The following is a 17391-nucleotide window of genomic DNA, read 5'->3' as shown; positions in this document are numbered from 1 at the left end:
CCGGCCTCTGGGCCCTCCACCGACCACTTCTCCTCCACTGCTCTTCCTCCCACACCTGCGTTCTCTATCCCCCTGCTCATCCCTCCATCACCCATCACCCTCCTCCTCTCATGATCCACTTCTCTCTTCATCTCGCCGCTCTCATGCCCTAGCCAGTCCTCACCACTCGAACGCAACAGACCCATGCATTAGCCTAATGATCTTGGTAGGGTGATCACGTGGGCTTCCTCGGGATCACCGCCGTGTCTGCGGGCGCGGTGGACTACCTCCTGCGAGGAAGCGGCTGCGCCGAGCACGAGCACGAGCCCTCCCCGGCCGAGCACGACCTCGATCGCGACGGCCCCGACGCCGCCCCGAGCGATGGCGGGGGGAACGGGTCGCCGGCCGCCGGGGCGGGCTACCTGCTGGCGGCGGCGGAGAAGGAGCCACCCGGGGTGTGGTTCGGCGGGGCGCTACAGGAGATGCTCGGGATCGCGCCCGGGACGGCGGCGACTGAGCACGATGTGCGGGCGGTGTTCGGGAAGCTGATGCGTCCGGACTCGACCCCGGACGAGCCGAAGTTCCTGGGGCGTCCGCCGCGCAAGTTCAAGTCCACCGCGGAGCGGGTCGCGGCCGCGCTGGCGAAGGAATCCGACGCCGGGGAGGAGCGCCGCCGGGAGATCGAGACGGCCGCGGCGGCGTCCGGCCGCAAGGCGGTGGCGTACTACGACCTGACGTTCTCGCCGCAGAAGAGCGTGTCGATCCTGCACGCCGCGCTGCGCTCGCAGGGCCGGTCCGAGGACGCCCAGGCGGTCGTGGATGCGCACCGGGAGGCGATCGCCGAGGCGATGGCGTTCATCGAGCAGGAGGCCGCCTACACCCGCTCCGGCTACCACGGGAAGACCGCCGGTGGGCAGTCCGTGGGCCGGTTCGACGAGGCGACGGGGCTGGTCTGGACCCGCTGGGACCACTCCACCAATCGCAATCAGGAACCGCAGCTGCACACGCACGTGGCGGTGCTGAACCGCGTCATCGAGCGGCGCAGCCGCAACATCCAGGCTCTCGACGGCAAGGGGTTCAAGGCCATCAAGTTCGGTGCGGTCGCGATCTACGACCGCACGCTGGAGACCAGGCTGGCGGCCAAGCTCGGGGTCGTCATGGCCATGCGCCCCGACGGCAAGGCGCGCGAGATTCTGGGGGTAGACCAGCAGCTTTGCGCTGAGGCGTCCTCGCGGGCGCGTCAGGTCGAAGCGAACCTGGACGCCCGCATCGAGGAGTTCCGGCAGCGGCAAGGTCGTGAGCCCTCCCCGCGGAGCGGAAGAGCATGTGGGGTCTGGCGAAGGTGGAGGACCGCGCCCGTAAGACCGGGGACATCTCCCCGGCCGAGCAGCTCGACAACTGGTCCGGGCCACGCCTGGAGGCTCTCGGCAATGTGGTCGTCGATGTTGCCGCACACGCCGACCAAGTACGGCGGCGCGGGCATCCCGACCAGCACGGATACGTGCACCGCACCCGCGAGGAGGCCTTGCAGGCCGCCGTCCACTCCGTGCAGGCCAGCAACGCGACGTGGGACTTCGGGCTCCTGCAGAACGCGATCAAGGTGGAGTCGGATCGCACGCCTGCACTCGAGGGTGTACTGCGGGATCTGACGAACGAGGTGCTCCGCAACGGTGCGGCTTACGGGATCGTCACGGTGTCGATGCCCGATCCGGGCGAGGTGCCGGAGGTGCTGCAGCGTGAGGACGGGAAGAGCATCTATCGGCCCCATCAGCACGAGCGGTACGCGACGTTCGAGCACCTGGCGATGGAGACCGCGCTCGTCGCGGCGGCCCGTCGCGCGGACGCGCCGGCGCTGACCGGCCCGGAGCTGGAAGTGGCCCGGGTGGAGCTCGTTGCCGCTGGTCTGGGCCCGGATCAGCTCGATGCTGCAATCGGCATCCTGTCCTCCGGACGCGCCGGCGATGTTCTCCTCGGCCCCGCAGGTGCGGGGAAGTCACACACCGTGGGGGCGCTCGCGCGCAGCTGGGAGCGCGGGGTCGGGGGCCGCGTGATCGGTGTGGCGACCTCGCAGCGGGCCGCGCAGGTCCTCGAGGACGACGGCGTCACCGCGATGAACACCACCCGGTTCCTGAACCGGTTCGCGCCGAACGATCGCGGACAGGTGCGGGACCGGCTGCGGCCAGGGGACCTGGTGGTCGTCGACGAAGCGGGGATGTCGGCGACCGGGGAGCTGGACCGGATCGCGAAGCTCGTCGGCGAGGCCGGCGGGAAGCTGCTCTACACCGGCGACCCGGAGCAGCTGGTCGCGGTGGGTGCGGGCGGAATGCTGGACCTGCTGGTGCGCGACAACGGCGCCTACCAGCTCACCGAGATCCGCCGGTTCGCCGAGCCGTGGGAGCGCGCGGCGTCGCTGCGGCTGCGCTCCCGCGACGCGAGCGTGCTCGGGCTCTACGAGGACTCCGGGCGGCTGCACGGCGGGACCAAAGAGGCGATGATCGACGCCGCGGTCCGCGGCTATCTCGCCGATACCGTCCGCGGTAAGGAATCTCTGCTGGTCGTGGGGGACAACGACCACGCCAGCCACCTCTGCGCGTTGATCCGCGCCGAACTGGTCGCGCGCGGGTACGTCGAGCACGAGGTGTTGGGCACGCTGCGCGACGGCAACCACATCGGCGTCGGGGACCTGGTCCAGGCCCGCCGCAACGACTACGACATCCGGGTCGAGGGCAACGGGGCGGTGACCAACCGGGTCGCCTACCGGGTCGCCGGGCGCAACCCCGAGGACGGCACGCTGCGGGTGGTGGCCGCGAACGGGCTGGTCGCGCACCTGCCCGAGGGCTACGTCAGCCGTCACGTCACCCTGGCCTACGCCTCCACCGTGCACGCCGCGCAGGGCCGCACCGTCGACATCTGCCGGGCGCTGATCGAGGAGAACACCGACGCGCACGCCCTGTACGTGGGGATGACCCGCGGCCGGGAGGAGAACCTCGCCTACGTGGTGTCCGCGCGGCCCGCGGACGAGCACAACCAGAACAGCCTCGACACCACCCCGCGGGCGGTGCTGGCATCGATCATGGGCCGCGAGCACGAGATCGATGCGGCCTCGGCCGAGATGACGCGGCGGTTCAACGAGGAGGAAGGCCGCTCGCTGGCCTTCGTCGGGACCCAGCTGGACCGGCTGTCGGAGGAGTTCGGGCGCGGCCGCTACGACCAGCTGCTGGCCGGGATCCTCGGCGAGCAGATCGCCGCCCGGATGCGTGGCGAGGACGGCTTCGGGCGGCTCAACCGGACCCTGCGTGAGGCCGAGCTCGGCGGCCACGACGTCGAGACCGTCCTGCGCGAGGCGGTCGTCATGCGCCGGCTCGGGACCGCCGCGTCGGTGTCGGATGTGCTGCGGTGGCGGCTACGCGAGCGTGTGCTGGACTCCCGTACCCCCGAGCACGACCCGAGCGACATCCTCGGGGTGAACGCCCCGGCCAGCTGGGCCGACCTGGCCAGCCGGGTCGACGGGGAAGCGGGCCGATACGGGCAGGTGCTCGCCCAGGCGTGCCAGGACCGGGAGGCCGAACTCGCGGAGCAGGTCGCCCTCGACCAGCCGCAGTGGGCGGTGGCGCACCTCGGACCGCTGCCCGACCCCGGCCCGGAGCGCGAGGAGTGGGTGCACCGCGCGGGGATCGCCGCGGCCTACCGCGATCTGCGCAGCGTGCCCGAGACCAGCGTCTCCCTCGGTGAGGCGCCCGCGCGCGAGCAGGTGTTCCACCGGGCGCTGTGGCAGCGCGCCTACGCCGCGCTGGGCGAGCCCACCGACGCGCTCGACTACGCCGCGGCGTCGGAGACCGAACTGCGCCAGATCCGCGACGCGGCGGCCCGCGAGCGCACCTTCGCCCCGTACTACGTGGCCGAGGAACTGCGCGACACCCGCCTGGCCGCGCAGGAGTACCGCCACGACGAGGCCCTGTTCTGGGCCGAGACCGGGCGCCTGCCCCTCGGGTCGCCGGAGCGGGCGCGGGCCGAGGCCGAGATGACCCACGCCGCCGAAGCCGCCGCCGAACTGGAGGCGCGCGCCGAGCACCTCGCCGCGGTCCACGCCGCCCGCGAGGCCTGGGCCGCCGAGGCCGCCCGGGCCGAGCAGCGCGCCCAGCTCGCCGGGGACGAACTGGTCAAGCGCGGCCTGCCCCGCGACCCGCAGCCCGCCGAGGTCGCCGAACAGACCTCGCTGTTCAGCGTGCTCACCCCGCAGGAGGCCGCCGAACTCGACCACGACCTCGAACCCCTCGACCCCGCCCAGCTCGACCTGGGCGTCGACGACGACCTGCGCCCGCCCTACCTGGTCGCCGAACCCGAACGCGACGCCGATCAGGGCCTCGTCGAGGAGGTGCAGGAGGTGACGATGGACCCCAACCAAGAGCCCATCTTCGAGGCCACCCCGACAGCAGCGGACATCGCCGCCGCCCGGCCCCTGCGCTCCACGCCCGAGGAACACCTCGTCGACCCGGACGCCGTCACCGTGCGCGAGGCGCGGCGACAGGCCGAGATCCTCGCCGACCTCAACGCCCAGCGCGCGCGGGCGGCGAGCGACCCCGTCGTGCAGTGGCAGCGCCAGCGCGACGAGGCCTCCGAGACCCTCGAACAGGAGCGGCAGCGCCGCGACCAGGGCCTCGCCCGCGACCTCAGCGCAGACCGCAGCCTCGACCTGGCTCGCGAACAAACCGTCGACGCCGGCCCCGAGATCGGGCTCGACTTCGACTGATCGCCGCCGCGGCCTGTGCCGTCAGAGGCGCTCGATGATGTCCACGACGTTCCACCGGGCCGGCGAGCCCAGCCCGTACCGGCAGTACTGCCGGGGAAAGTCGGCGACGTACTGGCCCAGGTCCGGGTAGGTCAGCTCCTGGAAGCCCATCCAGGTGCGTTCCTCGCTCCAGCGAGCGCCGATGCTCTCCCGCAGGGAGAGGTGGATACCGTGGACGTGATCTACTGCGAACGACCTCAGGCCGGCGCGCAGGTCCTCAGCGGCGAGGGGCCAGCACTCGCCGTCGTGATCCGCGATCCCGGTCCGGCCGATGAACACGTGGTCGTGGAACCGGGCGATGTCGCCGGGGTCGCCGGTGTAGGTGTGGGACACCCGGGTCAGGGACAGCCGACCCGGCAGGTAGCGGCCCATCGAGGGCTTGCCGGGGATCTCGACGTGCTCACCGACCTTGAGCAGCGCCACATCGGCGATCGCCTCGAGCGCGGCCGCGATCCCCGCCTCGTGCGCCTCCCGGACCGCCTCCACCAGCCGAGGCTGATCAAACCGCTGGGAGAACGTGTACAGCAGCCCCAGCGAGGTCGGCGTCTCGAAGTAGATCTCGATCGCCGAACTAGGCGGCTCCTCGACGGCCGGGTCGAACAGCGGCAGAAACCGGTCCGTCACCGCACCCAGAGTCGCCGTCATGATCGTCGCCGCCTTCCCTCCCCCTCGCGCCGATCAGGGTACGGCGGTCAGGTCGCTCTTGGCATCAGCGCTGTGGGAGGTCGCCCGGCGATGACCGTGCCGGATCCGGACGTAGACGATGTGCGGGCGAGGGGGCTGACCCGCGCCGCCCCCAGCCAAAGGACAACCGCTCAGAGTCCTCTGCGCCGGGCCCGGAGCAGCCACCCGCCAGCTGCGGCGGCGCCGACGACGACCGCGCACAACTCCGCCGCGTGCCGCGTTGAATCCCAGTTAGGCACGCTCATGCCCGCGAGCGTGCCCTTGTGGGTCGACGTTCGCGCGGCTCCACGCCGTGGCGTTTGGGGAACTGGCAGAGCGGCACGGTGTCTCCGTGCAAGCGAGGATCCACGCCAGGCTCACCTACATCGCATCGACCTTTGGCATGATCTCCTCCTTGAGGCGCTTCAGGTCATCGAGCGTCTTCGAAACCGGCACATCCTGGAATGGCGGCCAGATCAGGGGCATCGTGAGCCCAGCTTCCTTATAGCGCTTGAGCGAGTCGGTGATCTGCGCGGCGGTCCCTACCAGCAGGTTGCTGAGCTTGCCCTGCGGCGTCTGATCTGTCTCCTCATCAGTGATCACGAACCAGATCATGCTGCAGATGTCGAGGTCGTCGACCAGACGAGTGCTGCCCAACTCCTCAAGTTCCTGCTGAATCACGCCGCGCCACCTCTTGAGCTCATCGGGCGTGTCCTGGATACCGATCCAGCCCGACAGCCCGTACTTCGCGATGCGGAGCGCGGAGCGCTTTGGATCCTTCAGGCCGCTCATGTAGATGGGAGGGTACGGCTTCTGCACAGGCTTCGCCCCGAAGCCGCACCGCTCGAAGTCCGCAAACTCACCGTGGTACTCAAAAAGATCGTTCTCCCAGATCCCGTGCATGATCTCGATCGTTTCGCGAACGTGCTTGTGTCGCTTGGGGAAGATGTGTGTCGCGCTTGCTGCCGCGAACTCCTCGGGCATCCAGCCCGAGCCAACGCCGACGTTGAGTCGACCGTTCGAGAGATGATCGATAGTAGCGAGCTCCGCGGCGAGAACGCCTGGCGAACGGAATGGAGTGTCGATGATGCTCATGCCGATCCGCAGCTTGGTCGTCTTTGCCGCGAGCCAAGGGATCAGCGGCATTCCCTGAAGGAACTCGCCTCGGGCAGACACCGGCAGGCCCTTGGGAAACCCATCCATCATGCCGAACGAGTACTGGAGCTCTTGGGTGTCAGAGACTTCCGGGACGACGATGCGGTCGAGTGTCCAGACCGAGTCGAAATCGAGATCCTCGGCAAGATTGGTGAGGTCTTCGAGTTCCTTGACGGTCACCTTGTCGCGGAAGTTTGGCAGGTAGAGAGCAAGCTTCATGGTGGAGGACCTCCATGCCGTGAATTGGTTGGGCAACATTGGAATGAGCGGTGACGATTAGCGGCGGATCGACAGTTCTCTCGGCATGTGCTGGCACGCTTTCCTTGAGGCGCCAAAATTGACTCAGCGAGGACTGCGGTGCAGACAAACGGGGCACCGAGCGTTGTCGTACACCATTTTATGGACTATGTGTGGCGAGAGGCCCACGCAGGCTACATTGCGGATAACGCGGTCTCTGAAAATTGATGGGCGGATCGGAGGGCCTTCTTGTCGAGCTTGCCGACCGAGGTCAGGGGTAGTTCGTTGACGAGGCGGATGCTCTTCGGGATCTTGTAGCGGGACAGCTGGTCGCGACAGTGGGCGGTGATAGCTTCGGGATCTACGGAGCCGTTGCTCGTGCCGATTACGAAGGCCACTACCGCCTCTCCCCAGTCCGGATGCGGTAGCCCTACAACTGCGACTTGGGCTACCCCGTCGACCTGCGCGATGACGTTCTCGACTTCATTGCAGTAGACGTTCATCCCGCCAGTGATGATCATGTCATTCTTGCGGTCTACGAGGTAGAGGTAGCCGTCCTCGTCGAGCCGGCCGAGATCGCCGGTGTGCAGCCAGCCGTCCTGGATCGTTTGAGCCGTCTTCTCCGGCAGCCCGTAGTAGCCGATCATCGTGTAGGCCGTTTGTGCTACGACTTCGCCGACGACGCCGGTAGCGCAGTCGTTACCGTCGGCGTCGAGGACACGCACCCGGGCCATCGTGACCGCGCGCCCGCAGCTGGTCAGTCGTTCTGGTCGCGTGAGATCGTGATCGTGGTGGGTCAGCCGGGTGATGAAGTTCGGTGCCTCGGACTGGCCGTAGAGCTGCATGAAGACCGGGCCGAAAGCCGCCAGTCCCTGCGCGAGCCGTTCGGGGGTGATCGGGGCTGCGCCGTAGAGGATCGTGCGCAGCGCAGACAGATCGAGCGGGCGCTGGGCTGCGATCGTCGCCGCATGGTCAAGTAGCCGGTAGATCATCGTGGGCACGGCGAACATGAAGGTCACACGGTCGTGCTCGATGCGGTGCAGGACCATCTCGGGATCGAACCCGGACTCGACGAAGGCGTGGGCCCCTTTGAGCATCCCTGCCTGCAGGTGGAAACCCGCTGAGTGAGGTAGAGGCGAGGTGAGAAGGAGCCGTTCGTCGTCACCGAACCCGATCTCGATGACGTGGGCGAGTACGTTCAGTGTCAGCCCATGCTGGGTGTGGACCACGCCCTTTGGGTCGCCTGTGGTCCCTCCGGTGTAAAGGATCAGACCGACATCGGACGACGTGATCGCGACCTCAGGCGGCCTGTCCGCTCCTGAGCCGACGGCAGTCTCCCACGACGTGGTCCCGGGGATCGGCTGCTCTGATGCCGGACCGACGACCACGACCGTGCGCAGCGACGTTGCTGGGTCTTCGAGAGCGGCGAGTGCGTTCGGCAGCTGCGAAGGGGTCGCGATCGCGATCACGGCGCCACTATCACGCACGATGTATCGCGACTCGCGACTGCCGATCATGTCATTGAGCGGCACCTTCGCCCCGCCGCAGCGCAGCACGGCCTGGTCGGCGACCACATACTCCACTCCGTTGCTCATCATGAGAGCGACCGGTGTGCCTGGAGAGATCCCGTTGTCTTGCAGGAAGCGGGCCAGGCCGTTGGCCTGCTTGACGACCTGCCGGTAGGAAAGGGTGGCGCCGGCAGCAGTGACCGCGGGCTGGTCGCCGAAACGGTCAAGAGCAGCGACGAGCAGGTCCCGCAAGGTGGCTGCGCTGGAGGTCATCGAACTCCCTCTTAGGAGATCATTGGGGCGCTGGCCCGGCCCCAACACCGCCGTATCAGCTGCCGGCTGGGGAGCTCCCGGATGGGTCAATCGTCATCCCCGAGGAGGCCGGCGTGCCGGAGGGCTAGATCGGTATGGCCTGTGGCGGCTCATGCCACCCCTTCGGCCGCGGCGTCGGGCGTCGTGGGTCGGAAGACCAGCAGCACCCCTGTGGCTGGTCAGGCGGCGGTGATGCCGCCGTCGATGACGAGCTCGGAGCCGGTCACCCAGGACGACTCGTCGGAGGCGAGGTAGAGCACTCCCCACGCGATGTCCATCGACTCCCCGGGACGACCGATCGGGTGCGCCTGGGCGAGAGCCTGGTAGAAGGCGTCGCGGTCGCCGGTGTTGTCGCCGAGGTGCTGCACCATCGGGGTCCAGGTGTAGCTGGGGTGGACCGAGTTGACACGGATGCCGTAGCCGGCCTTGGCCACGTGCAGCGCCGCGGACTTGGTGAACAGCCGCACCGCGCCCTTCGAAGCGTTGTAAGCGGCGAGGTTGTCGATGCCGACGAGGCCGGCGATCGAGGAGAGGTTGACGATCGACCCGCCGCGCGGATCCTGGTCCTTCATGACGCGGATCGCCTCACGGGTGCCGAGGAACACGGCCTCGCTGTTGATGGCGTTGACCCGCCGCCAGCCCTCGAGGGTGGTGTCCTCGACGTTGGCGTCGAGCACGATGCCAGCGTTGTTGACCACGACGTCGAGCCGACCGTGGTCGGCGACGATCTTGCGGGTGAGCTCCGCCCACCGACCCTCGTCGGTGACGTCCTGGTTGTAGTAGACGGCCTTGCCGCCGTTGGCGGTGATGTCCTTGGCGACGGCCTCACCCTCGGCATCCAGGACGTCGGTGAGGATCACCGTGGCGCCTTCGTCGGCCATCACCCGACCGGTCGCCTCACCCAGACCGCGCGCGCCGCCGGTGATCAGGGCGACCTTGCCCTTGACTCGTCCCACAAAGCCCTCCGTTGAACTCGTAGTCGGATCCACTGTGGCCACGCTAGGAGTGGCTTGAGGGCGTGAAGAAGCGCTCAGGGCACTATTCCCAAGTAGTGCATCTGCACCATCTCCTTGCCCGTCACTCCGTCTACGGTTCTGCTCGGAGGAGGGTCAGCCGATGATGGATCTGTTCGCGATGGACGACGACGTTGCGGGCACGGGGCTGCTACAGCGTTCTGGAGTTCCACCGGTCATCAGGTGCGTAGGAGCGCACCACATCGCCAGCGGCAGACGGTTGCTCGAGGAGGGGCCGGCCCCAATGGTGGTAGTCACCGACCTTCTTGTTGGCGCGGGCCGGCACCATCGTGCTGCTGCTGCTCGGTCAGCTGTAGCGTGTCGAGCAGCTGCGGCGATCCGATGAAAGCGTTGAGCGGCGTGCGGAGCTCATGGCTGATCTCGCCCTCACCCGTTGTTGATCTCGCCGTCGACCTCATAGTCCCGGTGAAGGCACTGAGCTTCGCCAAGACTCGATTGCGCGGTGCCGCCGACCACGGCGTGGGCGAACCTACCCGGCACACCCGGCTGACGTTGGCGCTTGCGCAGGACACGGTCACAGCCGCGCGCGCAGCCGTGACAGTCCGCCGTCTCGTGGTCGTTACCTCGGACCCGGTCGTCGCGGCCGAACTGTCCACCCTGGGCGTCGAGGTCGTGCCAGAGGGACCCGTACCGCTGCTGAACGAGGCGTGCCGGCATGGCGCCACTGCACTCGACGGCACCGTACCGGTCGGTGTACTGCAAGCCGACCTGCCCGCGCTGCGCTCTGCCGAGCTTGACGCCGCAGTCACGGAGGCCTTAGCCGCTTTCACCACCGGGGCGACCAGCGCGTTCGTCGCCGACGCCGGGACGACGGGCACGACATTCCTACTCGCTGCGAGACGTACGACCTTCGACCCGCGGTTCGGTGCAGGCTCGGCGGCGCGGCACCGAGCGGCCGGATCCGTCGCGCTGACAGGCACGTGGCCGAGCCTGCGCCACGACGTCGACACGGCCGACGACCTGCGCGCCGCCACCGAGATCGGCCTCGGGTTGCACACCTTCGAGGCGCTGTACCCCCAGGCGCCATAGTGGCGGAGGCGCGGGGTGAACCGGGTTACACTGACGCACCGCAGTTGGCCAGTGGCGTGTCAGAGCTGGTCGGGTAGGCCCGGACGGGAATGCGCGAGGCGCTCGGGTCCGCGTGGGCAGAGCAGGCGTGGTGGGTCTGGCCTGCCGCGGCGGCCTCGGCCTGAGTGCGGAGCTTCAGACCCGCGAGCACGACTGCTGACCGCCACCTCGCCTGCCTTCTCCTGGTCCCTGCTCGGGTCGTGAAGGCATGGCGGTGCGATGAATCTGGTGCACGGTGCCCGAAAGGTCAGGGCGCCGCTCATCGAGGACACCGCCCGTCGAGACCTTTAGGGCCTAGCGTCGCCGAGGGCGGTAGAGGTACAACAGCGGGCCCTTGTCCGTCCCGTTGAGTGCCGGGGTCATCGTAAGGTCACCGTTTCCGAGAGCCTTGCCGAGCTGCTCCGCGGCCGTCGAGGTGTCCGGCACAGACCGAAGATCAGGCAGCGCACGGAATTCCTGCTTGCGGTGTGGCACAGGAGCGGAGGCCTGGAGCATGTCTGCGGCGTTGAGCTCCTCGACGACCTTGAGGCGGCCGGGGCCGCCGGCCTGCTTCAACGTCAGGCCGCAGCTCATCGCAGCGGGAGCTGGCCGGGTGCTCGTCATCGCGGATGTCTCCTCGTCGAGGCCACAGCGGAAATCACATCTCTGCGTCAGGGGTAGCCGATCCCGACGAAGATTGGCCCCCGCGGATCAGATCGCTGACAAGCCGATCACAACGGTCGAACAACCCCGTCACGGTTGGAGCGCAGCAGGCCGAGCCGGGCGGCGATTGCGACTGCCTCGAGCTTGGAGTGCGCTCCGAGTTTGCTGAGGATGTGCTGGACGTGGTTGCGCACCGTGTTGACGCTGATCCGCAGCTCGCGGGCCACTTCCTGGTTGGACCGGCCGGCGCCGATCAGCTGCAGCACGTCGGACTCCCGGCGTGTCAGGTCACCGCCGAGCGGGGTGGGCCGGTTGCCGACGAGGGCGCCGATCATGTCGGGCGATACCGGTGTCTCGCCACGCAGCACCGCTGTGACGGCGGCCATGACCGCGCCGATGTCCTGGCGTTTGGTCACGAATCCGTCGCATCCGGCGTCCATGGCCTCGAGCAGTACCGCGCGTTCCTCGGCGGCGGTAAGCATGAGCACCCGCGTAGACGGTGAGCGCTGTTTGAGGGCGCGGAGACCGCTGGCGCCCGTCGCACCGGGCAAGCTGTGGTCCAGAACGACCAGGTCGGGGCGCTCGGACTCCACTGCGGTCAACCCGTCAGCAAGGGTTCGGCGGATGCCGACGAGGCGCAGTCCTCGCGATGCGAGGACTTCACCGAGCAGCTCAGCGAACACTTGGTGGTCGTCGACGATCAGTACGGTGGCTGTGTCGTGCGGTGCTACGGTTCGCCCGGCTGTCATCGGCGTCATCGGCGCCCACGTGTCGGCTCGGGCTGGCGCGTCGCGCCTTTCACATCGGGGTGGAACGCCATGCACGAGCTCCTCCGGCAGGGCGCCGACCCGGAACTTGACGCGGACACGGTCCGGGTTGTTCGGGCTGGCGAGGTCGCAGCGTTGCGTCGATCGGCGTCAGATATTGCCATTGTCGCGTTGGTACGGTCGACCTCGGCCCAGGAGGCCATTGCCGCGCGCTTGGCTGGCACGGATGTCGTCCTGCCCTGCCCGGACCCGGATCGACCTGACCCGGCGGACCTGGCTGCGGCGCGGACCGCGGCGCGCGCCTTGGCCGGTCGCGCCCGGGTGGAACGCGATGAGACGCGGGTGGCCGCACATGAGTTCGCGGGCAACGCCTCAGCGGTCGCGATGGCCGCGCAGCTGCTCGGTCCGGAAGAGCCGGCGCATCGAGTTGACCAATTGCGCCGGCTTGCCTCCCGGGGGGCGGAACTTGCCTGGCGCGCAGGGCGTGTGGCGCGCTCGGGGGGCAGCTCAGTCGAGGTACTGGACCTGGCCGCAGTTGTCCGAACGATCTGTCGTGGCGAGCGGTCCTACGGGCAGCAGCTCGATCTGAGGGTCGAGGCTGACGCCGAAGCTCTGGTGCTGATCGACCGGCTCCGCCTGGCCCGAGCGTTGCGCCAGCTGTTCGACAACGCCCGGCGAGCCGGCGCGCAGGTCGTGACGGTGCACGTCGAGAAGCAGACGGAACCCGCCGGTTCGCCCGGCTGGGCGGCCGTGGCAATTACCGACGACGGACAAGGCCTGCCGGAAGGCTGGACGAGCGACGCGGCATTGGCGCCTTTCACCAGCGGCTGGTCCCCGCCGGGCGACGGCCTCGGGCTCGCCGAAGTTGCCGAGTTCGTCGCCGATCACGGCGGCATCTTCAGCGTCGCGCCCGACGACCGGACTGCCGGGGTGCGCGCGGTTCTGCGGTTTCCCGGCGTCGGTGCGCTGCGTCGTGCCAGCGGAGGCAACCACGCTGCGCCGGACTCCACGGCTGTAGACGCGGACTGGACGGTGGGGTCGATCCTGGAGGGGATCGCGCGGCGCGACCCTGTCGAGGAGAGTTTGGAAGCGCTCGTCGCGACCATGGAGCACTACCTTCCCGGCAGCATCTGCTCGATTCTGCTGCTCGAGCACGACACCGGAACACTGCGGCACGGCGCTGGAGCCCGGCTTCCCGGGCCATATCGGGAGGCGATCGACGGCGTCCGTATCGGCCCGCTTGTGGGGTCATGCGGGACGGCCGCATTCACTCACGGTGAGGTGGTCGTGCCCGACATCGCGGTTGACGAGCGATGGGTCGATTACCGCGACAGCGCGCTCCCGCACGGGCTACGTTCGTGCTGGTCGACGCCCATCTTGGACGTCGACCGGGGGATCGTGCTCGGCACGTTCGCGGTTTATCACGCCGACCGATGGGTCCCGGGGCCATCGGCCACCGAGCTAGTCCAGCGGCTGACCCACGTGGCGGCAGTCGCTATCGGAACCGCTGCCTTGCACGGGCAGCTCGTTGAGAGCGAAGCCCGCTTCCGGAGCACCTTCGAGACCGCTGGCCTCGGGATCGCGCTGGTCAGCCCGGCCGGGGAGATCCAGCAGGCCAACGCCGCACTCGCGTCCATGGCTGCACGCCCTGTCACCGGCGAGAGCCTGGCTGACCTGCTTGTCGACGAGGACGCAGCTGCGGTCCAAGACGCGCTGGCCGCTGCGCTAGCCCGCAACGACGACGCCGGGACATTGCCGAAGGCCGAGGTCCGGGTGCGGCGATCGGGCCGGATGTGCGAGGAACCGCTCTGGGCTGCGCTGAGCGGTTCGCTGATTCTCGGGCCGGGCGGGGAGCCTCGCCATTTCTGCATCGAGCTGTTCGATCTCACTGAGCGCCGCCGCGTCGCCCAGGCCCGTCGCGAGCGTGCGGTCGCCGAAGCCGCCGACCGAGCTAAGAGCGAGCTCTTGGCGCTGGTCAGCCACGAGGTACGCACGCCGCTGAACGCGGTGATCGGTTTCGCCCAGGTCCTGCAGAGCATGCAGCTTTCACCCGAGCAGCAGCGCGAAGGTGTGGAGCACATTCTCGGTGCGGGACGTCATCTGCTGCAGCTAATCAACGATCTGCTCGACCTCACCGGAGCCGAGACCGGACAGCTGCAGCTGACGTCCGAGCCGGTCCGAGCCGCGGAAGTCGTCGACGAGGCGATGCAGATCGTTGCTGGGCTCGCTGGCGAGCGCTCCATTAAGTTGCGCACACAGGCGTCTTCCGCGCAAGACCTGCTCGTTCTTGCGGATCGCCATCGCCTGCGGCAGGTCTTGCTGAATTTGCTTGGCAACGCTATCAAGTTCACTCCGGTCGGCGGCAGTGTCGAGGTTGTGCTGGAGTCGGACGGGCTGCTGGTCAGCGACACCGGCGACGGAATTGCCACCGAGCAGCTGGCGTCGCTGTTTACGCCGTTCCACCGAGCGAACGGAAGCGGCGCCGAAGGATCCGGTCTCGGCCTTGCACTGTCGCAACGGCTGATGCGCGCCATGGGCGGCGCTCTCACGCTGAGGAGCACCTCGACGGCCGGCAGCACCTTCCGGCTAGAACTGCCCCTGGCTGCATCAGCCGCACAGCACCCAGCCAGTAGACGCGCCGTCAACCCGGCAGGGCAGCCGCGTGGTCGCGTCGTGTACGTGGAGGACGATCGGTCCAGCCAGGTACTGGTGCAGTCAGCTTTGGCGCGGTGGCCCGCGGTTGACCTGAGGATCGCGTCCAGCTGCAGCGAAGCCCGAAAGCTGCTCGCCGAGGATTCCACTGACCTTCTACTGCTCGACATCGAGCTGCCGGACGGCAACGGCTGGGACCTGCTGCGCGAACTCGCCAACGCCGCCGGTGACCCGGTGGGCGAAGCCTCCGTCGGTAGGACAGAAGACGGTGCCCAGCGCAGGCCGCGTGGCGCACCTCAAGCGGTCGTAGTCACCGCTGGACATCGCGTCGCGCCCGTCGACCTGAACTCGGTGCCGGTCCTGGACAAACCCCTCGTGCTCGACAAACTGCTAGCCGCGGTCAGTCGGTGCCTTGGCCTGCTCCCGCGGCTGGGCTGAAGCGGGCGATGATCTGCAGGAACGCTGCGACATCGATCGGTTTGACCAGGCACACGTCCGCGCCTGCGGTGCGGGCACGGCCCAGATCCTGAGCACTGGTCACCCCGGTAAGGGCCACCACCGGCACGTGGGCCAGCTGCGGGGAGGCGCGCAGCCTGTCGATCAGCCGGAAGCCATCCTGTCTGTCGCTGCCCATCATCAGATCTGTGACGAGTACGGCGGGAGCCGCCTCGGTCACCAAGTCGAAGGCGCCGTCAGCGGTCCGGCTGGTGCGCACCGTGTGCCCGGCTGCTTCGAGCACCATCCGGAGCAGCTCAAGACCGGCGTGATCGTCGTCCACCGCGATAACGTCCATTCACGCACCTTCGACCGGGTCACTCGGCCGCTCTGACGGTAGCCCTGCCTGGCGCCTACGGGATGGTGCAAACGCACCATGTGCGGGTGATCTCCTCGACGCTTCTGCCGACTCGGTCGTCGTTCTTAGCGTTCGGCGACCACATCGGTACGAGTTCAACGGAGGGCTTTGTGGGACGAGTCAAGGGCAAGGTCGCCCTGATCACCGGCGGCGCGCGCGGTCTGGGTGAGGCGACCGGTCGGGTGATGGCCGACGAAGGCGCCACGGTGATCCTCACCGACGTCCTGGATGCCGAGGGTGAGGCCGTCGCCAAGGACATCACCGCCAACGGCGGCAAGGCCGTCTACTACAACCAGGACGTCACCGACGAGGGTCGGTGGGCGGAGCTCACCCGCAAGATCGTCGCCGACCACGGTCGGCTCGACGTCGTGGTCAACAACGCTGGCATCGTGCTCGACGCCAACGTCGAGGACACCACCCTCGAGGGCTGGCGGCGGGTCAACGCCATCAACAGCGAGGCCGTGTTCCTCGGCACCCGTGAGGCGATCCGCGTCATGAAGGACCAGGATCCGCGCGGCGGGTCGATCGTCAACCTCTCCTCGATCGCCGGCCTCGTCGGCATCGACAACCTCGCCGCTTACAACGCTTCGAAGGGCGCGGTGCGGCTGTTCACCAAGTCCGCGGCGCTGCACGTGGCCAAGGCCGGCTACGGCATCCGTGTCAACTCGGTCCACCCCAGCTACACCTGGACCCCGATGGTGCAGCACCTCGGCGACAACACCGGCGACCGCGACGCCTTCTACCAGGCTCTCGCCCAGGCGCACCCGATCGGTCGTCCCGGGGAGTCGATGGACATCGCGTGGGGAGTGCTCTACCTCGCCTCCGACGAGTCGTCCTGGGTGACCGGCTCCGAGCTCGTCATCGACGGCGGCATCACCGCCGCCTGACCAGCCACAGGGGTGCCGGGGGCCGCGACAGCGTGCCCCCGGGCACCTTGGCGCTGCATGATCAGCCTTCGCGGACTGGCTGACGCCAAATGGAAAGAGCTCACTGGCGCTACCAGCCGACCATGCCGTTCGCGGCGCGCTGCCGCGGCGAGACTTCCGCCCAGTACGCGGCCTTTGCCCGCCGGCGCGCGAGTTCGGCTCGGTCGGCGTCGGTGAGGGGCTCGGCGGCCTCGAGGGGGCGTGGAGGTCGCAGAGGAAGATCCGGGCGCGCTGTGGCTTGGGCCCGGGGTGGTGCTTCATCGCGGCCGCGGTCACCTCGCCCTGGCACGGGCCGGGCGCCCCGCTGCCACCGCGCGCGCCGGCGCAGCCGGAGTTTCCGGGGTAGAGGATGTCGCCGAGGCGAAGCCGGCGAAGCTCGGCGAGACGGGCGTCGCGGTCGTCGGGCATGAGGTCGTCGGGCATGGAGGTTCCCCGCTGTGTGATCCGGATCGGTCTGCCACGGGGGAAGCGCGACGCCGAGATGGTAGAGCGGGTCTCCTGCGTTGCCCGCGGCGTGAGCGAGGAACACCCCACCGAGCCGACTGTCCGGTCCCGCATGTTGGCCGCCCCGATCTCCCTCGAGCGTCTCGAGGAGCATTTCCGCGCCGGCCGCGTGTTGCTTGATGGCGAGCCGGTGGAGAGCCTCGAGGTGCTGGCGCCGCCCGGGACTCGGATTCACTTCGGGTCCGCCTGACCTGCCGGCGGCCAGGGGGCCGCGTTCGGTCGCCGTCGCCTCGGTCCGCGGGCCGAGCCCCCGCGGCGCGGCGGGCGTGGCCGGCCCTGCACCTTCTGATCAGCCGCGGCCC

The 17391-nt window shown here is 68.7% G+C and carries 13 protein-coding genes; 6 read left to right on the top strand and 7 right to left on the bottom strand.

Annotated features, from left to right (window positions below):
- Positions 1 to 218 precede the first annotated feature (218 nt).
- Complete coding sequence (gene mobF, locus WBK50_RS33795; RefSeq protein WP_341339815.1) at positions 219 to 1628, top strand: MobF family relaxase; 1410 nt, start codon at positions 219 to 221, stop codon at positions 1626 to 1628.
- Positions 1629 to 1678: 50 nt separating this feature from the next.
- Complete coding sequence (locus WBK50_RS33790) at positions 1679 to 4729, top strand: ATP-dependent DNA helicase (protein WP_341340009.1); 3051 nt, start codon at positions 1679 to 1681, stop codon at positions 4727 to 4729.
- 21 nt (positions 4730 to 4750) lie between these two features.
- Here WBK50_RS33790 and WBK50_RS33785 read toward each other — a convergent pair whose 3' ends face one another.
- From WBK50_RS33785 to WBK50_RS33770, 4 genes are all read right to left on the bottom strand, one after another.
- A complete protein-coding gene (locus tag WBK50_RS33785) occupies positions 4751 to 5413 on the bottom strand; it encodes a hypothetical protein (protein ID WP_341339814.1) in 663 nt (220 codons plus the stop codon).
- Between the two features lie 399 nt (positions 5414 to 5812).
- Entirely contained in the window at positions 5813 to 6805 is a 993-nt protein-coding gene (locus tag WBK50_RS33780; RefSeq protein WP_341339813.1) for an LLM class flavin-dependent oxidoreductase, read from the bottom strand.
- 212 nt (positions 6806 to 7017) lie between these two features.
- Positions 7018 to 8604, bottom strand: coding sequence for a class I adenylate-forming enzyme family protein (locus tag WBK50_RS33775; protein ID WP_341339812.1), 1587 nt, complete (start codon positions 8602 to 8604; stop codon positions 7018 to 7020).
- A 218-nt stretch (positions 8605 to 8822) separates the two neighbouring features.
- The gene (locus WBK50_RS33770; RefSeq protein ID WP_341339806.1) at positions 8823 to 9599 is read right to left on the bottom strand and encodes a glucose 1-dehydrogenase; all 777 of its coding nucleotides are present in this window, start codon (positions 9597 to 9599) and stop codon (positions 8823 to 8825) included.
- A gap of 375 nt (positions 9600 to 9974) precedes the next feature.
- Here WBK50_RS33770 and cofC point away from each other — a divergent pair, with 375 nt between their 5' ends.
- Entirely contained in the window at positions 9975 to 10706 is a 732-nt protein-coding gene (gene cofC / locus WBK50_RS33765; protein WP_341339811.1) for a 2-phospho-L-lactate guanylyltransferase, read from the top strand.
- Positions 10707 to 11039: 333 nt separating this feature from the next.
- On the opposite strand, the gene WBK50_RS33760 is transcribed toward cofC, so the two are convergent.
- Both WBK50_RS33760 and WBK50_RS33755 read right to left on the bottom strand, forming a co-directional pair.
- The gene (locus WBK50_RS33760) at positions 11040 to 11348 is read right to left on the bottom strand and encodes a hypothetical protein (RefSeq protein WP_341339810.1); all 309 of its coding nucleotides are present in this window, start codon (positions 11346 to 11348) and stop codon (positions 11040 to 11042) included.
- Between the two features lie 107 nt (positions 11349 to 11455).
- Positions 11456 to 12145 carry a response regulator transcription factor gene (locus tag WBK50_RS33755; RefSeq protein WP_341339809.1) on the bottom strand — a complete coding sequence of 230 codons (690 nt, stop codon included), beginning with the start codon at positions 12143 to 12145 and terminating at the stop codon, positions 11456 to 11458.
- Positions 12146 to 12205: 60 nt separating this feature from the next.
- Between WBK50_RS33755 and WBK50_RS33750 the strand changes: the two genes are divergently transcribed.
- Positions 12206 to 15244, top strand: coding sequence for an ATP-binding protein (locus tag WBK50_RS33750; RefSeq protein WP_341339808.1), 3039 nt, complete (start codon positions 12206 to 12208; stop codon positions 15242 to 15244).
- Here WBK50_RS33750 and WBK50_RS33745 read toward each other — a convergent pair.
- Positions 15207 to 15599 carry a response regulator gene (locus tag WBK50_RS33745; RefSeq protein WP_341339807.1) on the bottom strand — a complete coding sequence of 131 codons (393 nt, stop codon included), beginning with the start codon at positions 15597 to 15599 and terminating at the stop codon, positions 15207 to 15209. The genes WBK50_RS33750 and WBK50_RS33745 overlap by 38 nt on opposite strands.
- Before the next feature lie 170 nt (positions 15600 to 15769).
- On the opposite strand from WBK50_RS33745, the gene WBK50_RS33740 reads away from it, so the two are divergent.
- Both WBK50_RS33740 and WBK50_RS33735 read left to right on the top strand, forming a co-directional pair.
- Positions 15770 to 16546, top strand: coding sequence for a glucose 1-dehydrogenase (locus tag WBK50_RS33740; RefSeq protein ID WP_341339806.1), 777 nt, complete (start codon positions 15770 to 15772; stop codon positions 16544 to 16546).
- Positions 16547 to 17006: 460 nt separating this feature from the next.
- Complete coding sequence (locus tag WBK50_RS33735; RefSeq protein ID WP_341339805.1) at positions 17007 to 17279, top strand: hypothetical protein; 273 nt, start codon at positions 17007 to 17009, stop codon at positions 17277 to 17279.
- The last annotated feature ends 112 nt before the right edge of the window (positions 17280 to 17391 follow it).

Origin of the sequence: Pseudonocardia sp. T1-2H, assembly GCF_038039215.1 — a bacterium.
Taxonomy (GTDB): Bacteria; Actinomycetota; Actinomycetes; order Mycobacteriales; family Pseudonocardiaceae; genus Pseudonocardia.
Note: the sequence above shows the minus strand (reverse complement) of the source record. Positions and strands in the feature narration are given on the sequence as shown.

Coding starts and splice junctions, on each gene's coding strand:
- WBK50_RS33790 (WP_341340009.1), top strand. CDS start 1,679: ATGCCCGATCCGGGCGAGGTGCCGGAGGTGCTGCAGCGTGAGGACGGG.
- WBK50_RS33785 (WP_341339814.1), bottom strand. CDS start 5,413: ATGACGGCGACTCTGGGTGCGGTGACGGACCGGTTTCTGCCGCTGTTC.
- WBK50_RS33780 (WP_341339813.1), bottom strand. CDS start 6,805: ATGAAGCTTGCTCTCTACCTGCCAAACTTCCGCGACAAGGTGACCGTC.
- WBK50_RS33775 (WP_341339812.1), bottom strand. CDS start 8,604: ATGACCTCCAGCGCAGCCACCTTGCGGGACCTGCTCGTCGCTGCTCTT.
- WBK50_RS33760 (WP_341339810.1), bottom strand. CDS start 11,348: ATGACGAGCACCCGGCCAGCTCCCGCTGCGATGAGCTGCGGCCTGACG.
- WBK50_RS33755 (WP_341339809.1), bottom strand. CDS start 12,145: ATGACGCCGATGACAGCCGGGCGAACCGTAGCACCGCACGACACAGCC.
- WBK50_RS33750 (WP_341339808.1), top strand. CDS start 12,206: ATGCACGAGCTCCTCCGGCAGGGCGCCGACCCGGAACTTGACGCGGAC.
- WBK50_RS33745 (WP_341339807.1), bottom strand. CDS start 15,599: ATGGACGTTATCGCGGTGGACGACGATCACGCCGGTCTTGAGCTGCTC.
- WBK50_RS33735 (WP_341339805.1), top strand. CDS start 17,007: ATGGAGGTTCCCCGCTGTGTGATCCGGATCGGTCTGCCACGGGGGAAG.